This is a genomic window from Pseudomonas sp. LFM046 (assembly GCF_000949385.2).
Lineage (GTDB): Bacteria > Pseudomonadota > Gammaproteobacteria > Pseudomonadales > Pseudomonadaceae > Metapseudomonas.
In genome coordinates this window covers 218,263-244,176 of sequence record NZ_JYKO02000001.1, presented here as the reverse complement: position 1 = coordinate 244,176, position 25,914 = coordinate 218,263, and the positions used below count along the sequence as shown (strand labels likewise).

The following is a 25,914-nucleotide window of genomic DNA, read 5'->3' as shown; positions in this document are numbered from 1 at the left end:
CAGCCGAACACCAGCGCGCTCTGGACGATCGATTGCGCTGGCGAGGCAGCCGGCGCCCGCCTAAAGTGCGCGAGGTCGCCCACGCAAGGATTCCCATGGCCGAACCCGCCCAGCTCGATGCCCGCACCGCGCGCCTGCTGCCCTGGTTGGTGGCGGTGGCGTTCTTCATGCAGGCCCTCGACGCCACCATCCTCAACACCGCCCTGCCGGCCATGGCCCACGACCTGGCGGAAGACCCGCTGCGCATGCAATCGGTGGTCATCGCCTACCTGCTCACCGTGGCCCTGCTCATCCCCGCCTCCGGCTGGCTTTCCGACCGTTTCGGCACCCGCCGGGTGTTCTTCGGCGCAGTGCTGCTGTTCAGCCTCGGTTCACTGGTCTGCGCCCTGTCTTCGACACTGCCGCAACTGGTGGGCGCGCGGGTGCTGCAAGGCCTTGGCGGCGCGCTGATGATGCCGGTGGGGCGCCTGGTGGTACTGCGCGCCTACCCGCGCTCGGAGCTGGTGCGGATCATGAGTTTCATCACCCTGCCCGGCCTGCTCGGTCCGTTGATCGGCCCGACCCTGGGCGGCTGGCTGGTGGAATACGTCAGCTGGCACTGGATCTTCCTGATCAACCTGCCGGTGGGCGTGCTGGGCGGACTGGCCGCGTGGCGCTTCATGCCGGACCTGCGCGGCAGCGGGTCGGTGCGCCTGGACGTCGTCGGATTCCTGCTGTTCGGCACGGCAATGGTGCTGATCACCATCGCCCTGGAAGGTCTCGGCGAACTGCACCTGCCCCATGTACGCGTGATGCTGCTGTTGCTTGGCGGCCTGGCCTGCCTCGCCGCCTACTGGCTGCACGCGGTGCAGGTGGAAAAGCCGCTGTTCGCCCCCTCGCTGTTCCGCACCCGCACCTTCGCCGCAGGCATTCTCGGCAACCTGTTCTCGCGCCTGGGCAGCAGTGCCCTGCCCTTCCTCACGCCCCTGCTGCTGCAGGTCGCCCTCGGTTTTCCGCCAGCGCAGGCGGGCATGACCCTGATCCCCCTGGCGCTCGCCGCCATGCTCGCCAAGCCGCTGGCCAAGCCCCTGCTGGACCGCCTTGGCTACCGTCGTCTGTTGCTGGGCAACACGATGCTGTTGGGCGGGATGATCGCCAGCCTGTCGCTGATCGACGCCGACACCCCCTACCCACTGCTGCTCCTGCACCTGGGCGCGCTGGGCGCGGTGAACTCCATGCAGTTCACGGCGATGAACACCGTCACCCTGCTGGACCTGGACGATCACCAGGCCAGCAGCGGCAACAGCCTGCTGTCGGTGGTGATGCAGCTTTCCATGAGCCTCGGCGTGGCAGTGGCGGCAGCGCTGCTCGGCGGGTTCGGCAAACCGGACACGTCGAGCACGCTGGCGGCCTTCCAGGGCACCTACCTGTGTGTCGGCGTGCTGACGCTGCTGGCCGCGACGATCTTCTTCCAGCTGCCGCGCGACAGCGGCCGTGCCGCACGCCGGGTGAGCCGCGATATCGACGAGTGACCGGGGTGGCACGCGCCGGCCTGCTAAACTGCGCGCCATTTCGACTTTCAGGCCTGTCCCGTGACCACCACCGCCTTTTCTTCGCTGCCCCTCTCCGAGGCCACCCTGACCAATCTGGAGACCCTGGGCTACCGCGACATGACCCCGATCCAGGCCCAGGCCCTGCCGCTGATCCTCAAGGGCCGGGACCTGATCGCCCAGGCCAAGACCGGCAGCGGCAAGACCGCCGCCTTCGGCATCGGCCTGCTGGAGCCGCTGAACCCGCGCTTCTTTGGTTGCCAGGCCCTGGTGCTCTGCCCCACCCGCGAGCTGGCCGACCAGGTAGCCAAGGAAATCCGCCGCCTGGCCCGTGGTCACGGCAACATCAAGGTGCTGACCCTTTGCGGTGGCGTGCCGTTCGGGCCCCAGGTGGGCTCCCTGGAGCACGGCGCCCATGTCATCGTCGGCACCCCGGGCCGCGTGCAGGAACACCTGCGCAAGGGCACGCTGGTGCTGGACGGCCTCAACACCCTGGTGCTGGACGAAGCCGACCGCATGCTCGACATGGGCTTCTACGACAGCATCGCCGACATCATCGGCCAGCTCCCGTCGCGCCGGCAGACGCTGCTGTTCTCCGCCACCTACCCGGCGGGCATCGCCCAACTGGCCAAGACCTTCATGCGCGAGCCGCAGCAGGTGAAGGTGGAAGCGCTGCATGACGACAGCCAGATCGAACAGCGCTTCTACGAGATCGACCCGCGCCAGCGCATGGATGCCGTACTGCGCCTGTTGCAAAGCAACCGCCCGCAATCCTGCGTCGCCTTCTGCCACACCCGCCAGCAGTGCCAGGAACTGGAAGAACACCTGCGTGGCAACGGCATTTCCGCGCAGTCCCTGCACGGCGACCTGGAGCAGCGCGAACGCGACCAGGTGCTGACCCTCTTCGCCAACCAGAGCTGCAGCGTGCTGGTGGCCACCGACGTGGCGGCGCGCGGCCTGGACATTGCCGGGCTGGAAGCGGTGATCAACGTCGAGCTGTCCCGCGACCCCGAAGTGCATATCCATCGCGTCGGACGCAGCGGCCGTGCCGGCGAGAAGGGCCTGGCCCTGAGCCTGGTGGCGCCGGCGGAAGCCAACCGCGCCCAGGCCATCGAGGACCTGCAGCAGGCCCCGCTGAACTGGCAGCGCCTGGACGAACTGGTCGTGAAGAATCGCGAACCGCTGCTGCCCCCGATGGCCACGTTGTGCATCAACGGCGGGCGCAAGGAGAAACTGCGCCCCGGCGACATCCTCGGCGCCCTCACCGGCGAAGCCGGGATTCCCGGTAGCCAGGTGGGCAAGATCGCCATCTTCGACTTCCAGGCCTTCGTCGCCGTGGAACGCGGCATCGCCAAGCAGGCGCTCAAGCGCCTCAGCGAAGGCCGGATCAAAGGGCGGGCCTACAAGGTTCGCGTCCTCTGACCCGAAGCCTGGTCAGGCCCGCGCTGCTGACCGGACGTCAGGGCGCGGGCAGCCCGTGACGGGCAAAGATGGCCTGATAGGTGCCGTCCTCACGCATGGACTGCATGGCACGGTCGAAGTCCTCCACCAGCTGCTGATGCCGTGGATGGCTGCGGCGTACCAGGATGTGCAGGCCATTCTCGGAAAGCGGTCGGGGCAGGAATTCCAGCTGGTCGCGAATGCCTGACAGCTCGCGTCCCAGATAAAAACGCGCCACCAGCTCGTCTTCCAGAGTCAGCTCGACACGCCCGGCGGCGAGCATCCGCGCGCCCATCTGGAAGCCCATCACCGGGACTTTGTGCAGGCGGGTGTCGTTGTCGAAGCTCGGCTGATAGCTGTAGCCCCGGACCACGGCAATGCTGTAGCGCTTGAGATCATCCGGGGACTGGAAATCGACGGCACTGCCCTTGCGCTTGAGGAAGAGGATGCGGTTGGTCAGATAGGGTTTGGAAAACAGGCCGTACCCGGCGCGCTCATCGCTGTACCAGGCGTTGACGATCAGGTCGTAATCCCCCATCTGAAGGCCACGCAACGCGCGAGCCCAGGGCACCTCGACGTACTCGGCGCGATGCCCGGCACGCTTCAGGGCAGCGCTCACCAGTTCAGAGGCCAGGCCATTGCCCGGCAACCTGGCATCGGTGAAGGGTGGCCAGACATCGGCGGCCATGCGCAGTGTTTCGGCATTGGCGCTCGACAACGCGAGCAGAAGGGCGAACAGGGCAAAACCACAGCGTCTTCTCATCCGGGGGCATCCGAGAATTGGTCTGGCCAGCATTTGCGCAAGCCTGCACGAAATCCCCGACAGCCACCAGCAGGAAATCAGCACACTCGTACCGATTTTTCCCTGTACCGATGTGACTCCCACCGCTCCACGACAGACCAAGGAATCGAATGCGACAAGGCGGCTGACAGGGCCCGTCGCAACACTTAGGCTGTAGCCGGCAGCACAGCCGTACCCGGACATTCGCCCACAAGGCCCCTATGCCCTCGACCCCATTCGTTCAAACGCTGCGCCGCCTCTGGGCGCTGGACAAGTTCAGCTACAGCCTGCGCGTCTTCGTCGCCCTGACCGGGAGCATGGCGCTGTGCTGGCAGCAGGACCGCATGGACCTGTTGATCCCGCTCTTCCTCGGCATCATCGCCAGCGCCCTGGCGGAAACCGATGACAGTTGGCAGGGTCGCCTCACCGCCTTGCTGGTGACCCTCGGCTGCTTCAGCGTCGCCTCGCTTTCGGTGGAACTGCTGTTCCCCTATCCCTGGATATTCGTCAGTGCCCTGGCGCTCGCCAGCTTCGGCCTGACCATGCTCGGCGCCCTCGGCGAGCGTTACGCCAGCATCGCCTCGGCGACGCTGATCCTCTCCATCTACACCATGATCGGCGTCGACCAGCGCAACGGTGCGCTCACCAACCTCTGGCAGGAACCCGCCCTGCTGGTGGCTGGCGCCGCCTGGTATGGGCTGCTGTCGGTGCTCTGGCAGGCGATGTTCACCCACCAGCCCGTGCAGCAGAGCCTGGCCAAGCTGTTCAACGAGCTGGGGAAGTACCTGAAGCTGAAATCCGCGCTGCTGGAACCGGTGCGCCACCTCGACCTGGAGGCCCGTCGCCTGGAGCTGGCGCGGCAGAACGGCCAGGTGGTGGCGGCACTGAACGCGGCCAAGGAGATCATCCTGCACCGGGTTGGCAACGGCCGGCCGGGGCCCAAGGTGAACCGCTACCTCAAGCTCTACTTCCTGGCCCAGGACATCCACGAGCGCGCCAGCTCCTCGCACCATCCCTACAACGAGCTGTCGGAGGCCTTCTTCCACAGCGACGTGCTGTTCCGCTGCCAGCGCCTGCTGCGCCAGCAGGGCGGCGCCTGCCAGGCCCTGGGCCGCGCCATCCGTCTGCGCCAGCCGTTCGACTACCTGGACGGCACCCAGGCCCTGGAAGACCTGAACAAGTCATTGGAGCACCTGCGCATCCAGAGCAATCCGGCCTGGCGCGGCCTGTTGCGTTCCCTCAACGCCCTGGCCCGCAACCTCGCCACCCTGGACCGCCTGCTCACCGACTCCAGCAACCCAGACGCCCTTGCCGAAGCCCAGGACGCCAGCCTGCTGGACCGTTCGCCCCAGGGCCTGAAGGACGTCTGGGAGCGCCTCAAGCAGAACCTCACGCCCACCTCCCTGGTATTCCGCCACGCCCTGCGCATGGGCCTGGCGCTGGCCGCCGGCTACGGGATGCTGCACCTGATCCACCCGCAGCAGGGCTACTGGATCCTGCTCACCACGGTATTCGTCTGCCAGCCCAACTTCGGCGCCACCCGGCGCAAGCTGGTACAGCGGATCGCCGGCACACTGCTGGGCCTGGCGCTCGGCTGGGCATTGTTCGACCTGTTCCCCAGCGCCCTGGTGCAGTCGGTGTTCGCCGTGGTGGCGGGCGTGGTGTTCTTCGCCACCCGCACCACCCGCTACACCCTCGCCACTGCCGCCATCACCCTGATGGTGCTGTTCTGCTTCAACCAGATCGGCAACAGCTACGGCCTGTTCCTGCCACGCCTGGTGGACACCCTGCTGGGCGCACTGATCGCCGGCCTCGCGGTGATCTTCATCCTCCCGGACTGGCAGGGCCGCCGGCTCAACCAAGTGGTGGCCAACACCCTGGCGTGCAACAGCCGCTACCTGCGCCAGATCATGCAGCAGTACGCCGCCGGCAAGCGCGACGACCTGGCCTACCGCCTGGCCCGGCGCAACGCCCACAACGCTGACGCGGCGCTGTCCACCACCCTGTCCAACATGCTGATGGAGCCCGGCCACTTCCGTAAGGAGGCGGATATCGGCTTCCGCTTCCTGGTGCTCTCCCACACCTTGCTGAGCTACCTCTCCGCCCTCGGCGCCCACCGCAGCGAGACGCCGGGAGAAGCCCTGACCGCGACCATCGAGAACGCCGCCGAGCGCATCGCCGGCAGCCTCGACGACATCGCCCGGGGCCTGACCGAGAAGCAGGCCGTGAGCATCCACAGCGACCAGGAAGAAGCCCTGGCCCGGGACCTGGCGCACCTGCCGGAAGACATGGACGACCGCCCGCGACTGGTACAGACCGAGCTCGGCCTGATCTGCCGGCAGTTGGGGCCGCTCAGGACGTTGGCGGCGCACTTGTTGAATGAGGGGAAGGTGGCGTAGCAGACGGCCAGAACCTGGCCGGCTCTTGTGGGGGCGAATTCATTCGCCCCCACAGAGAAATCAGAGCCACTGCGCATCCCAGAACGGGTAATCACCGATTCGCTCCACCAAGCCCGCCCGCAACGGATTAGCCACGATGTAACGAGCGACCTTGCGGATGTCCTCCTCACTGCGCAGCGCATGGTCGCGGAAACCCTGCTGCCAGACGGCGCCCCCGGTATCCATCCATAAACCCAGCTGTCGGGCCGAACGCCCCTTGAACACCTTGACCACTGTGGACAATCCAATCGGCCCATTGAGCTGAAACAGCCAATGCAAGTGATCCGGCATCAAAACCCAAGCCAGCGAATTGACCACGTTCTGCTCATGCAATCGACGAAGCTCGGCAACGGCTATACGGGCGCATTCGAATTCCCGGAACAGGGGCCGCCGCTCATCAGTAGTCATGGTGATGTGATAGATCTGCCCTTCCCGTGAAATCCGCCCCTTGAAGAGATCATCCCTCGGCATGTCCATTGCCCTCTTGATGTAGATGGCCACGACTCTAGAGGGGCGACGTGCACATGCAGGGCTGGATAATGCGATGAAACGGCTGATCCGGCTGTAGGGGCGAATTCATTCGCCAAGCAGGCCGAAGGTCTGCCCTGCAAGACCGAGGGGGCAGCGATTCTGCCCATGGCGAATGAGTTCGCCCCTACAGGTTGCTCGCCTCCCCCATCAACTCCCTCACCGTCTCCCCCACCGTCCGCACCGCTGCCTCGATGGCCGGGGTGGGCTGGGACGAATAGTTCATCCGCAGGCAATTCCGGTACTTGCCAGAGGCGGAGAAGATGCTGCCGGCGGCGATCTGTACGCCCTTGGGCAGCAGGGCGCGGTTCAGGCGCAGGGTGTCGAAATCCTCCGGCAGTTCCACCCAGAGCATGAAACTGCCCTGCGGCCGGCTGACGCGGGTGCCTTCGGGGAAATAGCGCATCACCCAGTCGGTCATCCGGTCGCGGCTGTGCTGGTACTGGCTGCGCATGCGCCGCAGGTGCGGTTCGTAGTGGCCATTGCCGATGAACTCGGCCAGCGCGATCTGGGGCTGGGTGGCGGTGGCGCCGGTGGAGATGTACTTCATGTGCAACACCCGGTCGAGGTAGCGGCCCGGGGCGATCCAGCCGACGCGGATGCCTGGCGCCACGGTCTTGGAGAAGGAGCTGCAGAGCAGGACGCGGCCATCCTCGTCGAACGACTTGATGGTGCGCGGGCGCGGGTACTGGTAGGCGAGATCGCCATACACGTCGTCTTCGAGGATCGGTATGTCGTAGCGCTGGGCCAGGGTCAGCAGGGCGCGCTTGCGAGCCTCCGGCATGATGTAGCCGAGCGGGTTGTTGCAGCTGGGGGTGATCTGGATCAGCTTGATGGGCCACTGCTCCAAGGCCATTTCCAGCGCTTCCAGGCTGATGCCGTTGAGCGGGTCCGTCGGCAACTCCAGCGCCTTCATGCCGAAACCCTTGAGCCGCTGCATGGTGCCGTGGAAGCTCGGCGAATCCACCGCGACGATATCCCCCGGCTCGCATGTGGAGCGGATCGCCACCGACAGTGCCTCGTGGCAGCCGGTGGTGATGACGATGTCGCTGGCCGGAATCTGGCAGCCGGAATCCAACGCCAAGCGCGCTATCTGCTCACGCAGCGCCTCGGTGCCGTAGATGCTGTCGTAGTTGAGGCAACTGGCATCCAGACGCCGACTGATCCGACCAAGGCTGCGCAACAGCGGTTTCAGGCTCGGGCTGGTGATGTCGGGCACACCTCGACCGAGCTCCACCACCTTGTCCTTGGCGCTGCGCTTGACCAGGTCGAGCACGTCGTTCCACTGGGAGACATCCACTGGCCGCTGCGGGGCCTGGCTCACGGCTGGCAGTGCCGGAGTCTTGCGCTTCTGCGGGACGAAGTAGCCCGATTTCGGCCTGGGCTCGGCCATGCCGTTGTCTTCGAGGATGCGGTAGGCCTGCTGCACCGTGCTCAGGCTCACCCCGTGCTCCAGGCTCAGGGCTCGCACCGAGGGCAGGCGGTCGCCCGGGCGGTAGTAGCCCTGCTCGATGCGTTCGCCAAGGGTCTCGGCCAGCTTGATGTAGAGCTTCATGACAGTCTCCCGAATCGGAACAGCTCCCTATCAGGACCAGTACAGATGGTTCCCAAACGGAGGATTCAGATAGGAAATCACGCAATCTGTATGAAAAAAATATACAGATCGTGAATCTGTATTGGGATTCAGCCGACAGACATCATGGTTCCACCCCGACTCACCACAGGGCCTGAGGAACGCAACCATGAACAGCCTGAGCGATGTACGCCTGACTCTCCTCGCAACGGAACTGGAACAGGATCAACGCACGCCTGTATCCCTGGCACCGAAGCTGCCAGGCAACCGCTGGGACCGCTTCTGGCTGCGCCTGACCACCCGCCGGGCCCTGCTGGAACTGGATGCACACGCCCTTCGCGACGTCGGGCTGACCCGCGAACAGGCCCTGGACGAGGCCCTCAAGCCTTTCTGGAAAGTCTGACCCTGAAGCTAGTGCAACAGGCTGGCGGTGCGCTGAATGGCGTCCTGGTGGGTGGATACCAGGACCAGGCCGCCGCTGGCGTCCAGCGCATCGAGCGGCGGCGTCAGCTTGCGGTAGGCGCTCAGCCCTTCGATGGCGGGTAACTGAACGAAACGGCCGTCCTGGCGCAAGGCGTGGTAGAGGCCGAGATTGACCAGATCGATCAGCCCAAGCCGGCTATCGCTGTCGGCGTCCCACAGCCTGGCGCTGCGCACTACGCCGATGTAGACCTCATCCACCGCCCACTTCTTCAACACGATCACCCCCAGGGACTGCCCGTACTCCCGGCAGAGCCGTCCGAAGACGTCGGGTGTCGGCACCTCGCTGGCGTCCTTGAAGGCCGAGAGCACGGCCAGTTCGCCCACATCGCAGAGCAGGCTGGCCAGCAGCGCATGGTCCGGCGACGTGATTCCGAGTGGCCGCGCCAGAACGGCGCTGATGGCGGCCTGGCGGGTCATGCGCCCCCAGACGCCGACGAACAGCTGCTTGTGGGCGGCGCTGTGGAGGGTGAACAGGCTTTTCAGGCTGTGCACCAGGGTGATGCGGTCCACCTCATCCAGACCGAGGACGCGGATCACGTCGTCCAGTGTCTTGGGGGGTTGGGTAGAGCGGAACATGATGCTGGAGGCGTGTTTCATCAGCAGGGCGCTGAGGGCGGGGTCCTTGCTGATGAGCTGCTTCAGCCGCGCAACAGTGACGTTCGGATCGGCCAGGGCGCGGCGGATATCCAGGGTAATCATCGGCAAGCTGGGCAACTGCTCTTCGCCGTTCAGAAGCTGGGTGACCACCCTCCGGTAAATCGAGTAATCCGACTCTACTGCGCTCAATCCGGCTTTCCCCCAAAGTGCTTGTGCCGGCATTGTAGCCACGGCCTGCGCGTCCGCCACCAGCGCCGTTGCAGCTTCGGACGGGCTGTCAGGGCAGGGCCACACCATAAGGCTTCGCGAGCTTCGCCAGCCGACCATCGGTACGCATCTGTCGCAGCACCCGCCCGATATCGTCCCGCAGCTGACGGTGGGACTCACCCTTGGGCAACGCGAAATAGCCGGGCTGGGCATCGATATCCGGCTTGAGGAGGCGCACCTTCCCGTTGAGGCCCAGCTCTTCGATCCGTGGGCGAGAATCCCGCTCGTTGCTCGCCGCCAGGTCGGCGCGCCCCGCCATCAGCAGCTTGAAAGCCAGTTCCACCGAGGGGGAGACATGCAGGTCGAGCTGGTCGCGAATGGCCTCGAAACGCTCGCCGTAGATCCAGCCATGAATGATCGCAATGCGTTGCCCCATCAGGCTGGCCACGCTGCCATCCCAATTGACCGTGGAATCGCTGCGAGCATAGAAGACCACCCGATCGAGATAAAAACCCGGCTCGGCGAACTGGAACCGGCGCTCCCGCGCGGCGGTGCGGTACGGCCCGATCAGCACATCGGCCCGCCCCTCTTCCACCAGCTTCTGCGCCCGGGCCCACGGGTAGCTCTCGAAGCGCACCTGATCGCCCAGTTCGGTGGCGATCGCGCGCATCACGTCAACACCCAGACCGCTGGGTTCACCATTCGGATTCAGGACATAGATGCCGGGAAACTCGGTGCCGACGGCGAGCAAGTCGCGGGCGCCGGCGAAGGGGACGACGCCCAGCACCCAGAACATGACGCAGAGGGTGCGGAAGATCGGACCCATGCCCGCGGACCTCAGTCGACTGCTTCCTTCAGCCTAGCAGCCGGCCACCACGCCGAATTGCCGGCGGGCAGGCCCCAGGTGGCAGCCGTCGCCAGCGGTGCTTCGCTCAGAGCTCGCGCCAGGTGAGGTACACCCGCAGGTCGAACTCCAGCTGGTGATAACCGGGCAGCATGTGCTCACAGAGCTGATAAAAGGCCTTGGTGTGGTCGCGTTCCTTCAGGTGCGCCAGCTCATGCACCAGGATCATCTGCAGGAACTCCGGCGCTGCGTCCTTGAACAACGAGGCAACGCGGATTTCCTTCTTCGCCTTGAGCTTGCCGCCCTGCACCCGCGAGATCGCCGTGTTCAGGCCGAGGGCCTTGTGCACCACATCGAGCTTGTTGTCGTAGAGCACCTTGTCCGGCGCCGGGGCATTGCGCAGGTGGTCCTGCTTCAGGGCCATGGCGTAGCTGTACAGGGCCTTGTCGCTCTGCACCTCGTGGCGGCCCGGGTAGCGGCGCTCCAGGTAGTCCCCCAGGCGGCCGGCCTCAATCATCCGCGCCACCTGTTCCTGAAGGCTGGCCGGGTATCCGCGGAGGTATTTGAGGCTGGTCATGGCGAGGCAGTCGGGACTCGAAAGGGGCGACAGTCTACCTGAGCCCGGGATTTTTCGAGCACCGGCCTGACCCACCCACCATGCTGGCGCAACGCCTCTAGGACGGGCCTTTGAGACCCAGTTCAGATTCTCGTGAAATCCTTTCGTCGGCTGACGGAGGGTCCCGGCAGTGGCACCGGGTCAGAGGCCTCCAAAAAACCGGCGCGGCCTCCGGAAAAATTTCCTTGTCGATCAAGGCCGGTCATATCCGGCCGACTTCCAGCTCCTCGGCAAAAGCGATAGCGCAGTGCTGGCCAATGCGATTTGCGACACATTTTTGACGTCAACATGCCGACGATCGGTGACTGACAAGACCGCTGAGGCCTTCGTATAAAGCGCTCGCGAGACGGCCAAAACGCCTTCGGACGAAACGGCAGCCAACTGCCACCAAGCAACCTTCACTTTTAGTTCGTGCGCGATTGGCCGGAACGCCGTCCCTGCAGAAGTGCGACGTGGATGCGCAGCGCCCGACTGGAAGCTCCTTTCGAGGACTCCGTCATGATCGACCTCTCCACCTGGAACCTCACCCTCCCCGTCGGCGTGCCCGCGGTCACCATCGACACTCCGCTGCTGGTGGGCGGCTATCAGGACCACTATTTCCAGAGCACCACCACCGGCATCTCGTTCTGGGTACCGGTGAACGGCACCACCACCGCCAACGCCGTCTACCCCCGCAGCGAACTGCGCGAAACCTACGCCGACGGCAAGCTGCGCAACTGGCTCTACCCCAGCGCCGACAACCTGCTCAGCGCCAACCTCGCCGTCAGCCAGGTGCCCTCCACCGGCAAGGTGGTGATCGGCCAGGTCCACGCCCTCAACAGCACGAACCCGCTGATCAAGCTGGAGTATCAGTTCAAGACCACGACCAGCACCGGGAACATCGTGGCCAAGGTACGCAACTCCCCCGACGTCGAGACCAGCGTCGTGATCCCGCTCTTGAGCGGCATTCGCCTGAACCAGCGCTTCAGCTACCTGATCGAGGTGTCGCCCCAGGGTCTGCTCAGCGTATTGGTCAACGGCACCCTGTGGAGCCAGCAGCTCTCCACGGCGTGGGCGCCCAAGTCGCTGTACTTCAAGGCAGGGGTGTATGCGCAGGACAACACCGGGTATGAGACAGAGGCGGGGGCGGCGACCTTCTATAGCCTGAAGATTGAGCATCGGGCGCCCTGATCTCCCTCCCCCCGCCCCTCGCCGTCAGGGGCGAAGAGGCACGTCTTTGGAAGCACCGCTTCCGGTGCCGATGAGCGCCTTAGCGCGAAGCGCTAAGGCTGGGGCGCGGAGCGGGGGCTGGGGGACAGGGCCGCCGGCTCAGAACAACGCGCCAATGCCTTCGGATCGAGCAACGAACACGGCTCCCCACCCAGATAGCTCCGGTACACGCGCAGCAGATCCCCCTCGCTGATCCGGCAATCCCCCGCCGGGCACTGGCTGGCGAACTCGAAACGGCCAGTCGGCGGATCGGCCAGGCGGATCTTCAGGGAGGGCCAGCCGGAGGGCTTGGCGGCCGTTGGGGTGAACAGCCACACGCCCTTGCGTTGCACCAGGGCGCCGCCCGCCTCGGCGTAGTCGAAGACGAACATCAGGGTGCGCGAGGTCTTGGTGGTGCAGTCGGTCCGCCCCTGGCATTGCTGAGGGTCGCTGGATACCGGTTCGGGCGGCGGGGCGGGAACGTCCACCACAGGAGGCCTGGCGGCACAGCCTGCAAGCAACGACATGAACAACATGACCGCAATCTGCCTGCGCACTCGGCATTTCTCCTGGCTCAGTCGGGTGACGATGGCGGCGATATTAGCGGCCTACTGGAGCGACGATAAGTGGGCGCGACGGAAAGCGGGCCAGGCTGCAGAAAAGCCGCAAAAGGATTCGCCCAACAAAAAGCCCGCATCAAGCGGGCTTTTTGTTGGCGTTGCCTTGGACTCAGTTGACCTTGGCGGCCAGCTCGCCCTTGGCGTAGCGCGCGAACATGCCATCCAGGGAGATCGGTTTGATCTTGGAGGCATTGCCGGCGGTGCCGAAGGCTTCGTAGCGGGCGATGCAGATGTCGCGCATGGCTTCGACGGTCTTGGCGAAGTATTTGCGCGGATCGAACTCGGCCGGGTTCTGGGCCAGGAAGCGACGGATGGCGCCGGTGGAGGCCAGACGCAGGTCGGTGTCGATGTTCACCTTGCGCACGCCGTGCTTGATGCCTTCAACGATCTCTTCGACCGGCACACCGTAGGTTTCCTTAATGTCGCCGCCGAACTCGTTGATGATCGCCAGCCAGTCCTGCGGAACCGAGGAAGAACCGTGCATCACCAGGTGGGTGTTGGGGATGCGCTTGTGGATTTCCTTGATGCGGTCGATGGCGAGGATGTCGCCGGTCGGCGGCTTGGTGAACTTGTAGGCGCCGTGGCTGGTGCCGATGGCGATGGCCAGGGCGTCCACCTGGGTCTTCTTGACGAAGTCGGCGGCCTCTTCCGGGTCGGTCAGCATCTGGCTGTGGTCCAGGGTGCCTTCGGCGCCAACGCCGTCTTCTTCACCGGCCTGGCCGGTTTCCAGGGAGCCCAGGCAGCCCAGCTCGCCTTCCACGGACACGCCACAGGCGTGGGCAAAGGCAACGGTCTGCTGGGTGACGCGCACGTTGTATTCGTAGTCGGACGGGGTCTTGCCGTCTTCACGCAGGGAGCCGTCCATCATGACCGAGCTGAAGCCCAGCTGGATGGAACGCTGGCAGACGTCGGGGCTGGTGCCGTGGTCCTGGTGCATGCACACCGGGATGTGCGGGAATTCTTCGATGGCAGCCAGGATCAGGTGGCGCAGGAAGGGGGCGCCGGCGTATTTGCGGGCACCGGCGGAGGCCTGCACGATCACCGGGGAGTCGGTCTTGTCGGCCGCTTCCATGATGGCGCGCATCTGTTCCAGGTTGTTGACGTTGAAAGCCGGTACGCCGTAGCCGAATTCGGCGGCGTGATCCAGCATCTGGCGCATGCTGATGAGTGCCATGGTGTTTCAGTCTCCCGATTGGGTGGGCTGTCAAATTGCAAAGCCTGCCGCAGGGGCAGGCCGGGTTCAAGTTCCCGAGGAGGAGCGGTCATCCGCCCGCCCCGGGGAAAATCAAAATCTGCTCAGGGCGCCGAACAAGCGCGACCGATCAGGTCGTCGGTGGCAGCCCAGTAGACCAGGCCTTCGTTACCCTGGGTGTGGAAGGCCAGGTTGCCGTCGCTGTACAGGGCTCCGGAGCCCGATGGCTCCTGCTTCAGGCGGTGGACGATATCGCCGCCACCCAGTCGCAGGTCGACGCTTTCCTTGTCTGCATCGGCGAAACGCCAGAGCACTTCCACCTGGCTGTCACAGACCCAGCGGGTCCAGTGATCCTCAACGGCCTGCTCGCTGGTGCAACCTGCCAGCAGGGCCAGCAGGGCCAGCGTCGCCAGGGCGAACGGGCCTTTCATCCCTACTCCTTGATGCGGCTCCGCCGCATTTCCATCGTCAGGGGCAATGTCACTCCCCTTCGTTACCGTCGCTCGGCGGCTCACCGCAGAATCGCGGCGTAGCGCATGGCAGGCACTCCATTTTGCAGGCCCTGTTAAAGGGACCACGGAGCGCTGCCATGGTTTAGTCGGCTTACTTGGCGCGCTGCTCCAGGATTTCTACCGCCGGCAACACCTTGCCCTCGACGAACTCGAGGAAAGCGCCGCCACCGGTGGAGATGTAGGAGATCTGCTCGCTCACACCGTACTTGTCGATCGCCGCCAGGGTGTCGCCACCACCGGCGATGGAGAAGGCCGGGCTCTCGGCGATGGCCAGGGCCAGGGCCTTGGTGCCATTGCCGAACTGGTCGAATTCGAACACGCCCACCGGACCGTTCCAGAGGATGGTCTTGGAGGACTTCAGCAACTCGGCAAACTGGGCGGCGGTCTGCGGGCCGATGTCGAGGATCATGTCGTCGTCAGCAACGTCGGCGATGGCCTTGACAGTCGCTTCGGCGCTTTCGGCGAATTCCTTGGCAACCACCACGTCAACCGGCAGCGGCACGCTGACCTTGGCGGCGATGGCCTTGGCGGTGTCCACCAGGTCAGCCTCGTACAGGGACTTGCCCACCTTGTAGCCGGCTGCGGCGAGGAAGGTGTTGGCGATGCCGCCGCCGACGATCAGCTGGTCGCAGATCTGCGACAGCGAGTTCAGCACGTCCAGCTTGGTGGAGACCTTGGAACCGGCGACGATGGCGGCCATCGGGCGGGCCGGGTTGCCAAGGGCCTTGCCCAGGGCGTCCAGCTCGGCGGCCAGCAGCGGGCCGGCAGCGGCCACCTTGGCGAACTTGGCCACGCCGTGGGTGGAACCCTCGGCACGGTGGGCGGTGCCGAAGGCGTCCATCACGAAGACGTCGCACAGGGCGGCGTAACGCTGCGCCAGCTCGTCGGCGCTCTTCTTCTCGCCCTTGTTGAAGCGCACGTTCTCGAACAGCACCACCTGGCCGGGAGCAACGTCCACGCCATCCAGGTAATCCGCCACCAGCGGCACTTCGCGGCCCAGGGCCTTGGACAGGTAGTCAGCGACCGGCTTCAGGCTGTTCTCTTCGGAGAACTCGCCCTCGGTGGGACGACCCAGGTGGGAGCAGACCATTACCGCCGCGCCTTTCTCCAGTGCCAGCTTGATGGTCGGCAGGGAGGCGAGGATGCGCGCATCACTCTTCACGACGCCGTCCTTCACCGGCACGTTGAGATCCTCGCGGATCAGCACGCGCTTACCCTGGAGGTCGAGGTCGGTCATTTTCAACACGGTCATGGGGTCAGTCCTTCACGGGGGCTGGTAATTAACGAGAAGCAGCGGAAACCCGCAGATAGTGATCTGCGGTGTCGAGCATGCGGTTGGCGAAGCCCCATTCGTTGTCGAACCAGGCGAGCAGGTTCACCAGGCGCGGGCCGGACACGCGGGTCTGGCTGCCGTCGACGATGGCGGAATGGGGGTCATGATTGAAATCGCAGCTGGCGTGGGGCAGCTCGGTGTACGCCAGCAGCCCTTTCAGCGGACCGCTTTCGGCGGCCTCGCGGAGCACGCGGTTGATCTCGGCGGCCGAGGTGTCGCGAGCGGTCTGCAAGGTGATGTCCAGGCAGGACACGTTCACCGTGGGCACGCGGATCGCCTTGGCCTGAATGCGCCCGACCAGTTCCGGCAGAAGGCGCTCGATACCACGGGCGAGGCCGGTGGAAACCGGGATCACCGACTGGAAGGCCGAGCGGGTGCGGCGCAGGTCTTCGTGGTGGTAGGCGTCGATCACGGGCTGGTCGTTCATCGCCGAGTGGATGGTGGTAATGGAGACGTATTCCAGACCCACGGACTCGTTGAGAAGTTTCAGCAGCGGCACGCCGCAGTTGGTGGTACAGGAGGCGTTGGACACCAGTTTCTCGGCACCGGTGAGGCTGTCCTGGTTGACGCCGTAGACGATGGTGGCGTCGATGTCCGACTCGGTGGACATGGGCTGGGAGAGCAGCACGCGGGGCGCCCCGGCAGCCAGGAAGCGCTCGGCCTGCTGGCGGTGGGTGTACTGGCCGGAGCACTCCAGCACCAGGTCCACGCCCAGGGCCGCCCAGTCGATGCCTTCCGGCTCGGCATGGCGCAGCACCTTCACGCAGTCGCCGTTGATGTGCAGGCAATCGCCATCCACTCGCACCTCGCCGGGGAAGCGGCCGTGGGTGGAGTCGAAACGGGTCAGGTACTCGATGCTGGCCTGGTCGGCCAGATCGTTCAGCGCGACGATCTCGAAGCTTGCTCCACCACTGCGCTCATGGAGCGCGCGCAGTACGCAGCGACCGATGCGGCCGTAGCCGTTGAGGGCGACTTTGAAGGGGCGATTGCTGGGCATGGGCACTCGCAGGGCTGGGGTAAGGAAACCCTGTAGGAGCGAGCTTGCTCGCGAACCCTGCGCGACGCATGAAGCTTCGCGAGCAGAGCTCACTCCTACGGTCGGGGTCAGACGTCGAGCAGTTCTTCGGCAGTGGCGACGATGTTGTCGACAGTGAAGCCGAAGTGCTCGAACAGCGCGGGAGCCGGGGCGGACTCACCGAAGCTGGTCATGCCGATCACGCGACCTTCCAGGCCGACGTACTTGTACCAGAAGTCGGTGTGGGCGGCCTCGATGGCGATACGCGCGCCAACCTGCACCGGCAGCACGGCCTGCTTGTAGGCGGCGTCCTGCTGGTCGAACAGGCTGGTGGACGGCATGGACACCACGCGCACCTTGCGGCCGGCCGAAGCCAGCACGTCGTAGGCCTGGACGGCCAGGCCGACTTCGGAGCCGGTGGCGATCAGGATCAGTTCCGGCTCACCTTCGCTGTCCTTCAGCACGTAGCCACCACGGGCGATGTTCGCCACCTGGTCGGCGTCACGAGCCTGGTGGGGCAGGTTCTGGCGGGAGAAGATCAGCGCGCTCGGGCCGTCGTTACGCTCGATGGAGGACTTCCAGGCCACGGCGGATTCCACCGCGTCGGCCGGACGCCAGGTATTCAGGTTGGGGGTGCAGCGCAGGCTGGCCAGCTGCTCAACCGGCTGGTGGGTCGGGCCGTCTTCGCCCAGACCGATGGAGTCGTGGGTGTAGACGAACAGCACGCGCTTCTTCATCAGCGCGGCCATGCGCACGGCGTTGCAGGCGTATTCCATGAACACCAGGAAGGTGGCGCCGTAGGGAATGAAGCCGCCGTGCAGGGCGATGCCGTTCATGATGGCGCTCATGCCGAACTCACGAACGCCGTAGTACATGTAGTTGCCGGATGCGTCCTCGGCGGACACACCCTTGCAGCCCTTCCACAGGGTCAGGTTGGAGCCGGCGAGGTCAGCGGAGCCGCCGAGGAATTCCGGCAGCAGCGGGCCGAAGGCGTTCAGGGCGTTCTGGCTGGCCTTGCGGCTGGCGATGGTTTCGCCCTTGGCGGCGACTTCGGCGATGTAGGCGTCAGCCTTGGCGGAGAAGTCGGCCGGCAGCTGGCCCTTGATGCGGCGCTGGAACTCGGCGGCCAGTTCCGGGTGGGCAGCGGCGTAGGCAGCGAAGCGCTCGTTCCACTCGGCCTCGCGCGCGGCGCCGGCGGCCTTGCCATCCCATTCGGCGTAGATGTCGGCCGGGACTTCGAACGGAGCGTGGTTCCAGCCCAGGGCGGCGCGGGTCAGGGCGATCTCGTCGTTGCCCAGGGGAGCGCCGTGGCACTCTTCCTTGCCCTGCTTGTTCGGGGAGCCGAAGCCGATCACGGTCTTGCAGCAGATCAGGGTCGGACGGTCGCTGGACTTGCGAGCGGTCTCGATGGCGGTCTTGATCTCGTCGGCGTCATGGCCGTCGACGTTGCGGATCACCTGCCAGCCGTATGCTTCGAAGCGCTTCGGAGTGTCGTCGGTGAACCAGCCGTGGACTTCGCCGTCGATGGAGATGCCGTTGTCGTCGTAGAAGGCGACCAGCTTGCCCAGGCCCAGGGTGCCGGCCAGGGCGCAGACTTCGTGGGAAATGCCTTCCATCATGCAACCATCGCCGAGGAACACGTAGGTGTTGTGGTCGACGATGTTGTGGCCTTCACGGTTGAACTGGGCGGCCAGGGTCTTCTCGGCGATGGCGAAGCCCACGGCGTTGGCGATGCCCTGGCCCAGCGGACCGGTGGTGGTCTCGACACCGGCGGTGTAGCCGTATTCCGGGTGGCCCGGGGTGCGGCTGTTCAACTGGCGGAAATTCTTCAGGTCCTCGATGCCCAGGTCGTAACCGGTCAGGTGCAGCAGCGAGTAGATCAGCATCGAGCCGTGACCATTGGACAGCACGAAGCGGTCGCGGTTGGCCCACTCGGGGTTGTTCGGGTTGTGCTGCAGGTAATCCCGCCAGAGCACTTCGGCGATATCGGCCATGCCCATGGGGGCGCCGGGGTGGCCGCTGTTGGCTTTCTGCACCGCATCCATGCTCAGGGCACGAATGGCATTGGCACGCTCACGACGGCTGGGCATCGCATATCTCCTGCAGGTCTGAAATAGACGGCTAATCGAAAAAAGGCCGCTATTTTCGCCCAGCCGGCAGGTCGCGGGCAATCACAGATGGTCGCTGTTTCACCCGTCAGTTGCGCGAGGGTCCTGCCGCAGCCGCAAGACAGGGCGCCCGGAACAGTTCGCCATGCCAGAGTCCGGCCAGGGTCCGTGCCATCACCTGCACCCAGATCAGCGCCAGTCCCAGGGCCAGCGCGGCGCCCGCCGGACCGAAGAAGGCCAGACCGGTGCGACGTTGCAGCTCGAAGGTGGCCAGGGTGAAAACGCCGAGGGGGAAGGTGAACCCCCACCAGCCGAGGTTGAAGCGCATGTCCTGGCGCAGGTGGCGGCGGGTGCAGAACAGCGCCATCGCCAGCCACCAGCCCGCCGCGCCCCAGAGAAACAGGCCGCCGAGCAGGCCGACATCCCGGGCCAGCTCTGCGGCCCCCTCCAGCGTGGTGCCAGCGAAAGCCACGGGCATCGCCTTGCCCAGGCTCAGCAGCCCCAGGCAGCCGGTGGCCAGTGGACCGACCGGTAACCAGCTGGTGGCGGCGAATTCGCTGCCCGGCAGCTTGTGCAGGGCCTTGCGCAGCAGCACCAGGGTGATCAGGGAAAAGGCCAGGGAAAGGGACACGCCCCAGAGCAGGTAACCCACCACCAGCATCTGCCGCGCGGCCTCCGGCGCCAGGTGCGGCGCCAGGGTGCCAGCCGCGGCAGCCGCCACTTCCGGCGCGACAATGGGTAGCAGCCAGACCGCGGTGAGCTTGTCCAGGGCGTGATCCTGGCGGGTGAACATCAGGTACGGCACCAGCAGCGCCGCGCCCAGCGCCAGCGTCACGTCCAGCCACCAGAGGCCGTGGGCCAGGACGAGCACGCCTTCGTCCCAACGCGGCACGCCGAACAGCACCAGGCCGTTGATCAGGGTGGCCAGGCCCATGGGGATGGCGCCGAGGAACATCGACTGCACCGGGTGCAGCAGCATCGGCCGCAGGGTGTCGCTGAAGAGTACGAAACGCGCAACGAACAGCAGGGAAAACCCGGCAAATAGCACGCAGTTGGACAGCCAAAGACCTTCGGCCAACCGGTGCTCCAGCGTCCCGGCCCAGGGCAGCGCCGCCAGCACCAGGGCCAGCACGCCGGTCCCCATGGTCACGGCGAACCAACTGGGAGTGAACTGGCGAACGAAGGCGAAAGGCTCGGCGAGGCGTGTGAAGGGGCGCGGCATGTGAGGCTCCGGTCGGGCGGTCCCGTGGCGGGAAATACGGCGCCAGACTAGGCAGTGCTGTGCTATATGAAAAATACATATTCAGCATCAGTCGTATGCCTTTCATTTATGAATCTGCACCACCTCAAGGTCTTCCTCGCCGTCGCCGAGAGCGGCAGCATCAGTGCCGGCGCCAGCCGCCTGTTCATCAGCCAACCGGCGGTCACCCGGGAAATCCGCGACCTGGAAGCCAGTGCTGGCCTCGCCCTGTTCGACCGCCGTCCACGCGGCGTCGTCCTCACCGAAGGCGGCCAGCGCTTGCTGCAGTACGCCCAGCGCATCTTTGCCCTGGAAGCCGCAGCCGAGCGCGACCTGCGCGGCTTCGCCAGTCTGGATGACGGCGAATTGCGCCTCGGCGCCAGCGCCACCCTGGGCAGCTACCTGCTGCCGGAGCTGATCGAGCGCTTCCATCAACTGCACCCGGCGGTGGCGGTGGACCTGGCCGTCAGCAACACCCGGGAGGTGGCGGCGCAGTTGGAAGACGGCCGCATCAGTCTCGGCTTCGTCGAGGGCGCCTTCGACAGCGAAGCCTTCGCCAGCCACCTGCTGGACCGCGACCGGTTGCTGCCGGTGGCCGGCCCGTCCCATCCGCTGGCCGGGCGCAACGACCTCAGCGCCCGCGACCTCGGCGGCCAGGACCATTACCTGCGCGAAGAAGGCTCGGCGACCCGCGCCAGCGTCGAGCAGACCTACCGCGAGCAGGGCATCGAACTGCGGGCACGCATGTCCATCGGCAGCACCGAGGCGCTGAAACGGCTGGTCCGGGACGGCCGTGGCATCGCCTGGCTGTCGCCGCATATGGTCCGCGAGGAGCTGGCCAGCGGCCGTCTGGTGCGCCTGGATGTGCACGACCTGCGCATCGAGCGCGAGCTCCACGCGATCTGGCGTCCGGGCCAGAGCCTGAGTCCGGCGCCGGCTGCCTTCCTCGATCTGGCGCGGACTCCCGGCTGACCGCCGATCCGCCAATATCAAAACTTTTTGATATTGGCATTGCGACACCAGGGGCCGGGGGCTAGACTGCGCGCCTTATGAGCCTGCGCGTACCCCAGATCCGTCATGACGACAGCGACGAGCTGGCCGCCCTGTGCAAGGCCGGCGGCGACCCGCTACGCCTGAACGTGCTGCGGGCGTTGGCCAACGATTCCTTCGGCGTGCTGGAACTGGCGCAGATCTTCGCCACCGGCCAGTCGGGCATCAGCCATCACCTGAAAGTGCTGGCCCAGGCGGGCCTGGTGGCCACCCGACGCGAAGGCAACGCGATCTTCTACCGGCGCGCCCTGGCGCAGAATGAGCGGGTCGGCGGCATGTTGCACACGGCCCTGCTGGCCGAGGTGGACGAACTGGAACTGCCGACCGAGATCAGCGCCCGCATCGCCGAAGTGCATGCCCAGCGCGAAGCGGTCAGCCGCGACTTCTTCACCCGCGCGGCGGAAAAATTCCAGGCGCAGCAAGACCTGATCGCAGGATTGCCGCAATACCGTGACAGCGTGTTGGCAGTGCTCGACGCCCTGGGCTTCGAGGCGGGTGCCACGGCACTGGAAGTCGGCCCCGGTGACGGCGGTTTCCTGCCCGACCTGGCCCGGCGCTTCGCTCGCGTCACCGCGCTGGATAACAGCCCGGCCATGCTGGAGCTGGCGCGGATGCGCTGTCACGCGGAAGGCCTCGGCAATGTCGATCTTCGACTCGCCGATGCCCTGAATGACGAGCAGGCGGTCGCCGACTGCGTGGTACTGAACATGGTCCTGCACCATTTCGCCGCGCCGGCCGATGCGATGAAACAATTGGCCCATCGGGTGCAGCCGGGAGGCAGCCTGCTGGTGACCGAGTTGTGCAGCCACAACCAGAGTTGGGCCAGGGAGGCCTGCGGCGATCTATGGTTGGGCTTCGAACAGGACGACCTGGCCCGTTGGGCCAATGCCGCGGGGCTCACGCCCGGCGAGAGCCTCTACATTGGCTTGCGAAACGGCTTTCAGATTCAGGTGAGGCACTTCGCCAAACCGGACTCACGAAGCGAACTCACCCACCGGTAACTAATAGGAAAACCGATAGATGAGCGAATACTCCCTGTTTACCTCCGAATCCGTGTCCGAAGGCCATCCGGACAAGATCGCCGACCAGATTTCCGATGCCGTCCTCGACGCCATCATCGCCCAGGACAAGCACGCCCGCGTCGCCTGCGAAACCCTGGTCAAGACCGGTGTCGCCATCATCGCCGGTGAAGTGACCACCTCTGCCTGGGTCGACCTGGAAGAGCTGGTGCGCAAGGTCATCATCGACATCGGCTACAACAGCTCCGATGTCGGCTTCGACGGCGCTACCTGCGGCATCCTGAACATCATTGGCAAGCAGTCCCCCGACATCAACCAGGGTGTGGACCGCTCCAAGCCGGAAGACCAGGGCGCTGGCGACCAGGGCCTGATGTTCGGCTACGCCAGCAACGAAACCGACGTGCTGATGCCCGCCCCGATCTGCTTCTCCCACCGTCTGGTGGAGCGCCAGGCCGAGGCCCGCAAGTCCGGCCTGCTGCCGTGGCTGCGTCCGGACGCCAAGAGCCAGGTCACCTGCCGCTACGAGAACGGCAAAGTGGTCGGCATCGACGCCATCGTGCTGTCCACCCAGCACAACCCCGACGTGAAGTACTCCGACCTGCGCGAAGGCGTGATGGAGCTGATCGTCAAGCATGTGCTGCCGGCCGAACTGCTGCACAAGGACACCCAGTTCCACATCAACCCGACCGGTAACTTCGTGATCGGCGGCCCGGTGGGCGACTGCGGCCTGACCGGACGCAAGATCATCGTCGACTCCTACGGCGGCATGGCCCGTCACGGCGGCGGCGCCTTCTCCGGCAAGGACCCGTCCAAGGTTGACCGTTCCGCTGCCTACGCTGGCCGCTACGTTGCCAAGAACATCGTTGCCGCTGGCCTGGCCGAGCGTTGCGAGATCCAGGTGTCCTACGCCATCGGCGTGGCCCTGCCGACCTCCATCTCGATCAACACCTTCGGCACCGGCAAGATCAGCGACGACAAGATCGTCCAACTGGTCCGCGAGCACTTCGACCTGCGTCCGTACGCGATCACCAAGATGCTCGACCTGCTGCACCCGATGTACCAGCCGACCGCGGCCTACGGCCACTTCGGCCGCACTCCCTATGAAATGTCCTACGGTGACGACACCTTCACCGCGTTCACCTGGGAAAAGACCGACAAGGCCGAAGCCCTGCGCATCGCCGCTGGCCTCTAAGCCCTGCCGCTCCACAAGAAGCCCCGCCTCGTGCGGGGCTTTTTGTTGGCGCGCAGAATAGCCCCTGGCCGTCGGATGGGACGGGGAGGGTCGAGCGCGGCGTACGCATCGCCGCACAACAAGCTGCGCCCGAACAGACAAGCGCTTCGGCGCCCTCCCACAATCCGGATCACTACAGTGGTCGCCTCCCCAACGAGCAAGGAGGCTCACCATGAACCGCTGGATTGCCCTGCCCGCCCTCTGCTTCGCCCTCCCCGCCCTGGCCGATGGCTGCCCCGACTGGGCCGTCGACCGCGCCAGCGCCGAAATGAACATGCTTGCCACCCAACTCCTCGAATGGGACCGGGCCTACCACGTGCAAGGCCGCTCGGCGGTGGATGACGAGCTTTATGACCAGACCCGCGCCCGCCTGGATGTACTGCGCGGCTGTTTTCCCCAGGCGACGCCCGAAGAACGCTCCCCGCTGGCGGGAAGTGACGGCAAGTATGAACACCCGGTGCCGCAGACCGGCCTGGACAAGCTGCGGGATATCGACGACCTGCGCCGCTGGCTGGGCCAGCGCCGCGACCTCTGGGTCCAGCCCAAGGTGGATGGTGTCGCCGTCACCCTGGTCTACCGCAAGGGGTGGCTGGTGCAAGCCATCAGCCGGGGCAATGGCAGCCGGGGGCAGGATTGGACATCCCGGGCCCGTCGTATCGCCGCCATTCCCCAGGAGCTGCCCGGCATCGGAGATGGCGTGCTGCAGGGCGAACTCTACTGGCGGTTGGACGACCACGTGCAAGCCCGCCAAGGCGGCCAGGGCGCCCGGGGCAAGGTGGCTGGGCTGCTCAATCGCCGCGAATTGAAGGAGCGCGATGGCGCCGGCATCGGCCTGTTCGTCTGGGACTGGCCGGACGGGCCAACGGAGATGGAGCACCGGCTACGCGGCCTGCAAGCCATGGGGTTCACCGACGCCCAGGCCCTGACGCTCCCGGTCACCGGCACCGACGAGATCGCCGCCTGGCGCGAGCACTGGTATCGCTCGCCCCTGCCCTTCGCCAGCGACGGCATCGTCATCCGCCAGGGCACGCGACCGGCGGCACGGCAGTGGAAACCCGAGCCACCGAAATGGGCCATTGCCTGGAAATACCCGTTCGCCAAGGCCTTGGCCGAAGTCCGCGCCGTGGATTTCAGGATTGGCCGAACGGGTCGTATCACCCCGTTGCTCCAGTTGAAGCCGGTGGAACTGGATGGGCGGCGCATCCGGCGCGTGGGGCTTGGCTCGCTCAATCGCTGGCGGGACCTGGATATCCGTCCCGGCGACCAGGTTGCTATCGCCTTGGCCGGCCTCACCATTCCGCAACTGGATTCCGTTGTGCTGCGCGCCGCCGAACGCCAGCCGCTGGAAGCGCCAGACCCCGCTCGATACAACGCCCTGAGCTGCTTTCGGCCGAGCGCCGGCTGTGAGGAGCAGTTCCTCGCCCGCCTGGAGTGGCTGGGCGGGCGGAAAGGACTGGCGCTACGGGGGATGGGGCGCAGCACCTGGGCCAGCCTGAAACTGGACGGGCTGCTGGACTGGCTCGACCTGGATGCCACAGGTCTGGCGGAGAAAGCGGGAGTCGCAGAGGCTCGCGCGACCCGGCTGGCGCGAAGCTTCCGTGACGCCCGGGGACAGCCGCTCGCGCTCTGGCTGACAGCGCTGGGCATGCCCTCCACGGGGGCGGCTCGGCTGGACGGCGATTGGGCCAGCCTGAGCAGCCGGGCTGCGCAGGAGTGGCGCAAGGTTCCGGGCCTGGGCCCGGTCAGGGCCGCGCAACTGGAGGCCTTCTTCCAGCACCCGGAGGTGCGAGCGCTGGCGAATCGGCTTCAGGCCGAAGGGGTGGCGGGATTCGGCGCGCCTCAATAGGCGCGGAATTCCTTGTGGCAGGCCTCGCAGTTGTCTTCCACCTTCTGCACCAGGGGGGCAACACCCTGGGCATTCAGCGGGCGAGCCTGGACCGCGCTGGCCAGTTGGCCGGTGCTGGCTTCCAGTTCGCGCACCAACTGCTGGAAGCGCTCCTGGCGCTGCCAGACTTCATCGCGGGCGGCGCTGTCCGAGTCACCTTCCTGCACCTGCGGGAAGTGCTGCCAGGGCTGGCGGGACAGCTGATCGAGCTTGGTCGCGCCGTTGGCGAAACGCTGTTCGTCGAAGTTGATACGGCCGCGCAGCATGCCGCCAAGGTCTTCGCTGGTGTGCAGCATTTCCTTGAAGATCGCCTGGCGTTTGCCCAGGGGCGAGTTGGGGTCGACACCACCGCAGGCGGCAAGGCCCAGGCAGGCGGCAGCAACGATCAGGAAGTTCTTGGCTTTCATCGGCAGGATCACGGGTAAGGCTGAAGGCGGGCGACAGGGTACTCCCAGCCGCCCGGCAATTGCCAAGCCAGGCGACAG

23 protein-coding genes are annotated in these 25,914 nt (G+C 65.8%); 9 read left to right on the top strand and 14 right to left on the bottom strand.

The window, feature by feature from the left end; all coding sequences use genetic code 11:
* The first annotated feature begins 95 nt into the window (after nucleotides 1–95).
* Nucleotides 96–1,511, top strand: coding sequence for a multidrug transporter subunit MdtD (mdtD, locus tag TQ98_RS01160; protein WP_044871121.1), 1,416 nt, complete (start codon nucleotides 96–98; stop codon nucleotides 1,509–1,511).
* Nucleotides 1,512–1,571: 60 nt separating this feature from the next.
* Complete coding sequence (gene dbpA, locus TQ98_RS01155) at nucleotides 1,572–2,951, top strand: ATP-dependent RNA helicase DbpA (protein WP_044871120.1); 1,380 nt, start codon at nucleotides 1,572–1,574, stop codon at nucleotides 2,949–2,951.
* 37 nt (nucleotides 2,952–2,988) lie between these two features.
* Here dbpA and TQ98_RS01150 read toward each other — a convergent pair whose 3' ends face one another.
* On the bottom strand, nucleotides 2,989–3,732 hold the full coding sequence (locus TQ98_RS01150) for a transporter substrate-binding domain-containing protein (RefSeq protein ID WP_044871119.1): 744 nt from the start codon (nucleotides 3,730–3,732) through the stop codon (nucleotides 2,989–2,991).
* A 239-nt stretch (nucleotides 3,733–3,971) separates the two neighbouring features.
* Between TQ98_RS01150 and yccS the strand changes: the two genes are divergently transcribed.
* The gene (gene yccS / locus TQ98_RS01145) at nucleotides 3,972–6,149 is read left to right on the top strand and encodes a YccS family putative transporter (protein WP_044871118.1); all 2,178 of its coding nucleotides are present in this window, start codon (nucleotides 3,972–3,974) and stop codon (nucleotides 6,147–6,149) included.
* Nucleotides 6,150–6,209: 60 nt separating this feature from the next.
* On the opposite strand, the gene TQ98_RS01140 is transcribed toward yccS, so the two are convergent.
* Both TQ98_RS01140 and TQ98_RS01135 read right to left on the bottom strand, forming a co-directional pair.
* Nucleotides 6,210–6,689, bottom strand: a complete 480-nt coding sequence (locus TQ98_RS01140; RefSeq protein WP_347337818.1) for a transposase — start codon at nucleotides 6,687–6,689, stop codon at nucleotides 6,210–6,212.
* A 154-nt stretch (nucleotides 6,690–6,843) separates the two neighbouring features.
* Nucleotides 6,844–8,271, bottom strand: a complete 1,428-nt coding sequence (locus tag TQ98_RS01135) for a PLP-dependent aminotransferase family protein (RefSeq protein WP_103102838.1) — start codon at nucleotides 8,269–8,271, stop codon at nucleotides 6,844–6,846.
* 187 nt (nucleotides 8,272–8,458) lie between these two features.
* Between TQ98_RS01135 and TQ98_RS01130 the strand changes: the two genes are divergently transcribed.
* Nucleotides 8,459–8,692, top strand: coding sequence for a DUF1127 domain-containing protein (locus TQ98_RS01130; protein WP_044871115.1), 234 nt, complete (start codon nucleotides 8,459–8,461; stop codon nucleotides 8,690–8,692).
* Between the two features lie 8 nt (nucleotides 8,693–8,700).
* Here the strand turns inward: TQ98_RS01130 and TQ98_RS01125 are convergent, their stop codons facing one another.
* The 3 genes from TQ98_RS01125 to TQ98_RS01115 all read right to left on the bottom strand — a co-directional run bounded on the left by TQ98_RS01125 (nucleotide 8,701) and on the right by TQ98_RS01115 (nucleotide 10,997).
* Nucleotides 8,701–9,558 carry an HDOD domain-containing protein gene (locus tag TQ98_RS01125; RefSeq protein ID WP_044871114.1) on the bottom strand — a complete coding sequence of 286 codons (858 nt, stop codon included), beginning with the start codon at nucleotides 9,556–9,558 and terminating at the stop codon, nucleotides 8,701–8,703.
* An 88-nt stretch (nucleotides 9,559–9,646) separates the two neighbouring features.
* Nucleotides 9,647–10,402 carry a transporter substrate-binding domain-containing protein gene (locus TQ98_RS01120; protein WP_044871113.1) on the bottom strand — a complete coding sequence of 252 codons (756 nt, stop codon included), beginning with the start codon at nucleotides 10,400–10,402 and terminating at the stop codon, nucleotides 9,647–9,649.
* Between the two features lie 106 nt (nucleotides 10,403–10,508).
* Nucleotides 10,509–10,997 carry a M48 family metallopeptidase gene (locus TQ98_RS01115; RefSeq protein ID WP_044871112.1) on the bottom strand — a complete coding sequence of 163 codons (489 nt, stop codon included), beginning with the start codon at nucleotides 10,995–10,997 and terminating at the stop codon, nucleotides 10,509–10,511.
* Nucleotides 10,998–11,534: 537 nt separating this feature from the next.
* Here TQ98_RS01115 and TQ98_RS01110 point away from each other — a divergent pair.
* Complete coding sequence (locus TQ98_RS01110) at nucleotides 11,535–12,206, top strand: polysaccharide lyase family 7 protein (RefSeq protein ID WP_044871314.1); 672 nt, start codon at nucleotides 11,535–11,537, stop codon at nucleotides 12,204–12,206.
* A gap of 92 nt (nucleotides 12,207–12,298) precedes the next feature.
* On the opposite strand, the gene TQ98_RS01105 is transcribed toward TQ98_RS01110, so the two are convergent.
* The 7 genes from TQ98_RS01105 to TQ98_RS01075 all read right to left on the bottom strand — a co-directional run bounded on the left by TQ98_RS01105 (nucleotide 12,299) and on the right by TQ98_RS01075 (nucleotide 20,226).
* Nucleotides 12,299–12,781 (bottom strand): hypothetical protein, encoded by a 483-nt coding sequence (locus TQ98_RS01105; RefSeq protein WP_044871111.1) that lies wholly within the window; start codon nucleotides 12,779–12,781, stop codon nucleotides 12,299–12,301.
* A gap of 172 nt (nucleotides 12,782–12,953) precedes the next feature.
* Nucleotides 12,954–14,018 carry a class II fructose-bisphosphate aldolase gene (gene fba, locus TQ98_RS01100; protein WP_044871110.1) on the bottom strand — a complete coding sequence of 355 codons (1,065 nt, stop codon included), beginning with the start codon at nucleotides 14,016–14,018 and terminating at the stop codon, nucleotides 12,954–12,956.
* Nucleotides 14,019–14,140: 122 nt separating this feature from the next.
* Complete coding sequence (locus TQ98_RS01095) at nucleotides 14,141–14,467, bottom strand: MliC family protein (protein WP_044871109.1); 327 nt, start codon at nucleotides 14,465–14,467, stop codon at nucleotides 14,141–14,143.
* A gap of 172 nt (nucleotides 14,468–14,639) precedes the next feature.
* Nucleotides 14,640–15,800 carry a phosphoglycerate kinase gene (locus tag TQ98_RS01090; RefSeq protein WP_044871108.1) on the bottom strand — a complete coding sequence of 387 codons (1,161 nt, stop codon included), beginning with the start codon at nucleotides 15,798–15,800 and terminating at the stop codon, nucleotides 14,640–14,642.
* A gap of 28 nt (nucleotides 15,801–15,828) precedes the next feature.
* Entirely contained in the window at nucleotides 15,829–16,878 is a 1,050-nt protein-coding gene (epd, locus tag TQ98_RS01085) for an erythrose-4-phosphate dehydrogenase (protein ID WP_044871107.1), read from the bottom strand.
* 107 nt (nucleotides 16,879–16,985) lie between these two features.
* A complete protein-coding gene (gene tkt, locus TQ98_RS01080; protein WP_044871106.1) occupies nucleotides 16,986–18,986 on the bottom strand; it encodes a transketolase in 2,001 nt (666 codons plus the stop codon).
* A 106-nt stretch (nucleotides 18,987–19,092) separates the two neighbouring features.
* Nucleotides 19,093–20,226, bottom strand: coding sequence for a TDT family transporter (locus TQ98_RS01075; protein WP_044871105.1), 1,134 nt, complete (start codon nucleotides 20,224–20,226; stop codon nucleotides 19,093–19,095).
* A gap of 108 nt (nucleotides 20,227–20,334) precedes the next feature.
* Here TQ98_RS01075 and TQ98_RS01070 point away from each other — a divergent pair, with 108 nt between their 5' ends.
* From TQ98_RS01070 to ligB, 4 genes are all read left to right on the top strand, one after another.
* On the top strand, nucleotides 20,335–21,216 hold the full coding sequence (locus tag TQ98_RS01070; RefSeq protein WP_044871104.1) for a LysR family transcriptional regulator: 882 nt from the start codon (nucleotides 20,335–20,337) through the stop codon (nucleotides 21,214–21,216).
* Between the two features lie 77 nt (nucleotides 21,217–21,293).
* Nucleotides 21,294–22,295, top strand: a complete 1,002-nt coding sequence (locus TQ98_RS01065; RefSeq protein WP_044871103.1) for a metalloregulator ArsR/SmtB family transcription factor — start codon at nucleotides 21,294–21,296, stop codon at nucleotides 22,293–22,295.
* A gap of 19 nt (nucleotides 22,296–22,314) precedes the next feature.
* A complete protein-coding gene (metK, locus tag TQ98_RS01060) occupies nucleotides 22,315–23,505 on the top strand; it encodes a methionine adenosyltransferase (RefSeq protein ID WP_044871102.1) in 1,191 nt (396 codons plus the stop codon).
* A 211-nt stretch (nucleotides 23,506–23,716) separates the two neighbouring features.
* Nucleotides 23,717–25,390 carry an NAD-dependent DNA ligase LigB gene (gene ligB / locus TQ98_RS01055; RefSeq protein ID WP_044871101.1) on the top strand — a complete coding sequence of 558 codons (1,674 nt, stop codon included), beginning with the start codon at nucleotides 23,717–23,719 and terminating at the stop codon, nucleotides 25,388–25,390.
* Here the strand turns inward: ligB and TQ98_RS01050 are convergent.
* Complete coding sequence (locus TQ98_RS01050) at nucleotides 25,384–25,836, bottom strand: cytochrome c (RefSeq protein WP_044871100.1); 453 nt, start codon at nucleotides 25,834–25,836, stop codon at nucleotides 25,384–25,386. The two genes, ligB and TQ98_RS01050, sit on opposite strands and share 7 nt — an antisense overlap.
* Nucleotides 25,837–25,914 lie beyond the last annotated feature (78 nt).

Bases quoted from the DNA above. Each gene is read 5' to 3' on its own strand.
- TQ98_RS01065 (WP_044871103.1), top strand. From the start codon at position 21,294: ATGAGCCTGCGCGTACCCCAGATCCGTCATGACGACAGCGACGAGCTG.
- TQ98_RS01095 (WP_044871109.1), bottom strand. From the start codon at position 14,467: ATGAAAGGCCCGTTCGCCCTGGCGACGCTGGCCCTGCTGGCCCTGCTG.
- TQ98_RS01130 (WP_044871115.1), top strand. From the start codon at position 8,459: ATGAACAGCCTGAGCGATGTACGCCTGACTCTCCTCGCAACGGAACTG.
- mdtD (WP_044871121.1), top strand. From the start codon at position 96: ATGGCCGAACCCGCCCAGCTCGATGCCCGCACCGCGCGCCTGCTGCCC.
- TQ98_RS01135 (WP_103102838.1), bottom strand. From the start codon at position 8,271: ATGAAGCTCTACATCAAGCTGGCCGAGACCCTTGGCGAACGCATCGAG.
- tkt (WP_044871106.1), bottom strand. From the start codon at position 18,986: ATGCCCAGCCGTCGTGAGCGTGCCAATGCCATTCGTGCCCTGAGCATG.
- TQ98_RS01120 (WP_044871113.1), bottom strand. From the start codon at position 10,402: ATGGGTCCGATCTTCCGCACCCTCTGCGTCATGTTCTGGGTGCTGGGC.
- TQ98_RS01050 (WP_044871100.1), bottom strand. From the start codon at position 25,836: ATGAAAGCCAAGAACTTCCTGATCGTTGCTGCCGCCTGCCTGGGCCTT.
- fba (WP_044871110.1), bottom strand. From the start codon at position 14,018: ATGGCACTCATCAGCATGCGCCAGATGCTGGATCACGCCGCCGAATTC.
- ligB (WP_044871101.1), top strand. From the start codon at position 23,717: ATGAACCGCTGGATTGCCCTGCCCGCCCTCTGCTTCGCCCTCCCCGCC.
- yccS (WP_044871118.1), top strand. From the start codon at position 3,972: ATGCCCTCGACCCCATTCGTTCAAACGCTGCGCCGCCTCTGGGCGCTG.
- TQ98_RS01090 (WP_044871108.1), bottom strand. From the start codon at position 15,800: ATGACCGTGTTGAAAATGACCGACCTCGACCTCCAGGGTAAGCGCGTG.
- TQ98_RS01110 (WP_044871314.1), top strand. From the start codon at position 11,535: ATGATCGACCTCTCCACCTGGAACCTCACCCTCCCCGTCGGCGTGCCC.
- TQ98_RS01150 (WP_044871119.1), bottom strand. From the start codon at position 3,732: ATGAGAAGACGCTGTGGTTTTGCCCTGTTCGCCCTTCTGCTCGCGTTG.
- metK (WP_044871102.1), top strand. From the start codon at position 22,315: ATGAGCGAATACTCCCTGTTTACCTCCGAATCCGTGTCCGAAGGCCAT.
- TQ98_RS01070 (WP_044871104.1), top strand. From the start codon at position 20,335: ATGAATCTGCACCACCTCAAGGTCTTCCTCGCCGTCGCCGAGAGCGGC.
- TQ98_RS01115 (WP_044871112.1), bottom strand. From the start codon at position 10,997: ATGACCAGCCTCAAATACCTCCGCGGATACCCGGCCAGCCTTCAGGAA.
- TQ98_RS01075 (WP_044871105.1), bottom strand. From the start codon at position 20,226: ATGCCGCGCCCCTTCACACGCCTCGCCGAGCCTTTCGCCTTCGTTCGC.
- epd (WP_044871107.1), bottom strand. From the start codon at position 16,878: ATGCCCAGCAATCGCCCCTTCAAAGTCGCCCTCAACGGCTACGGCCGC.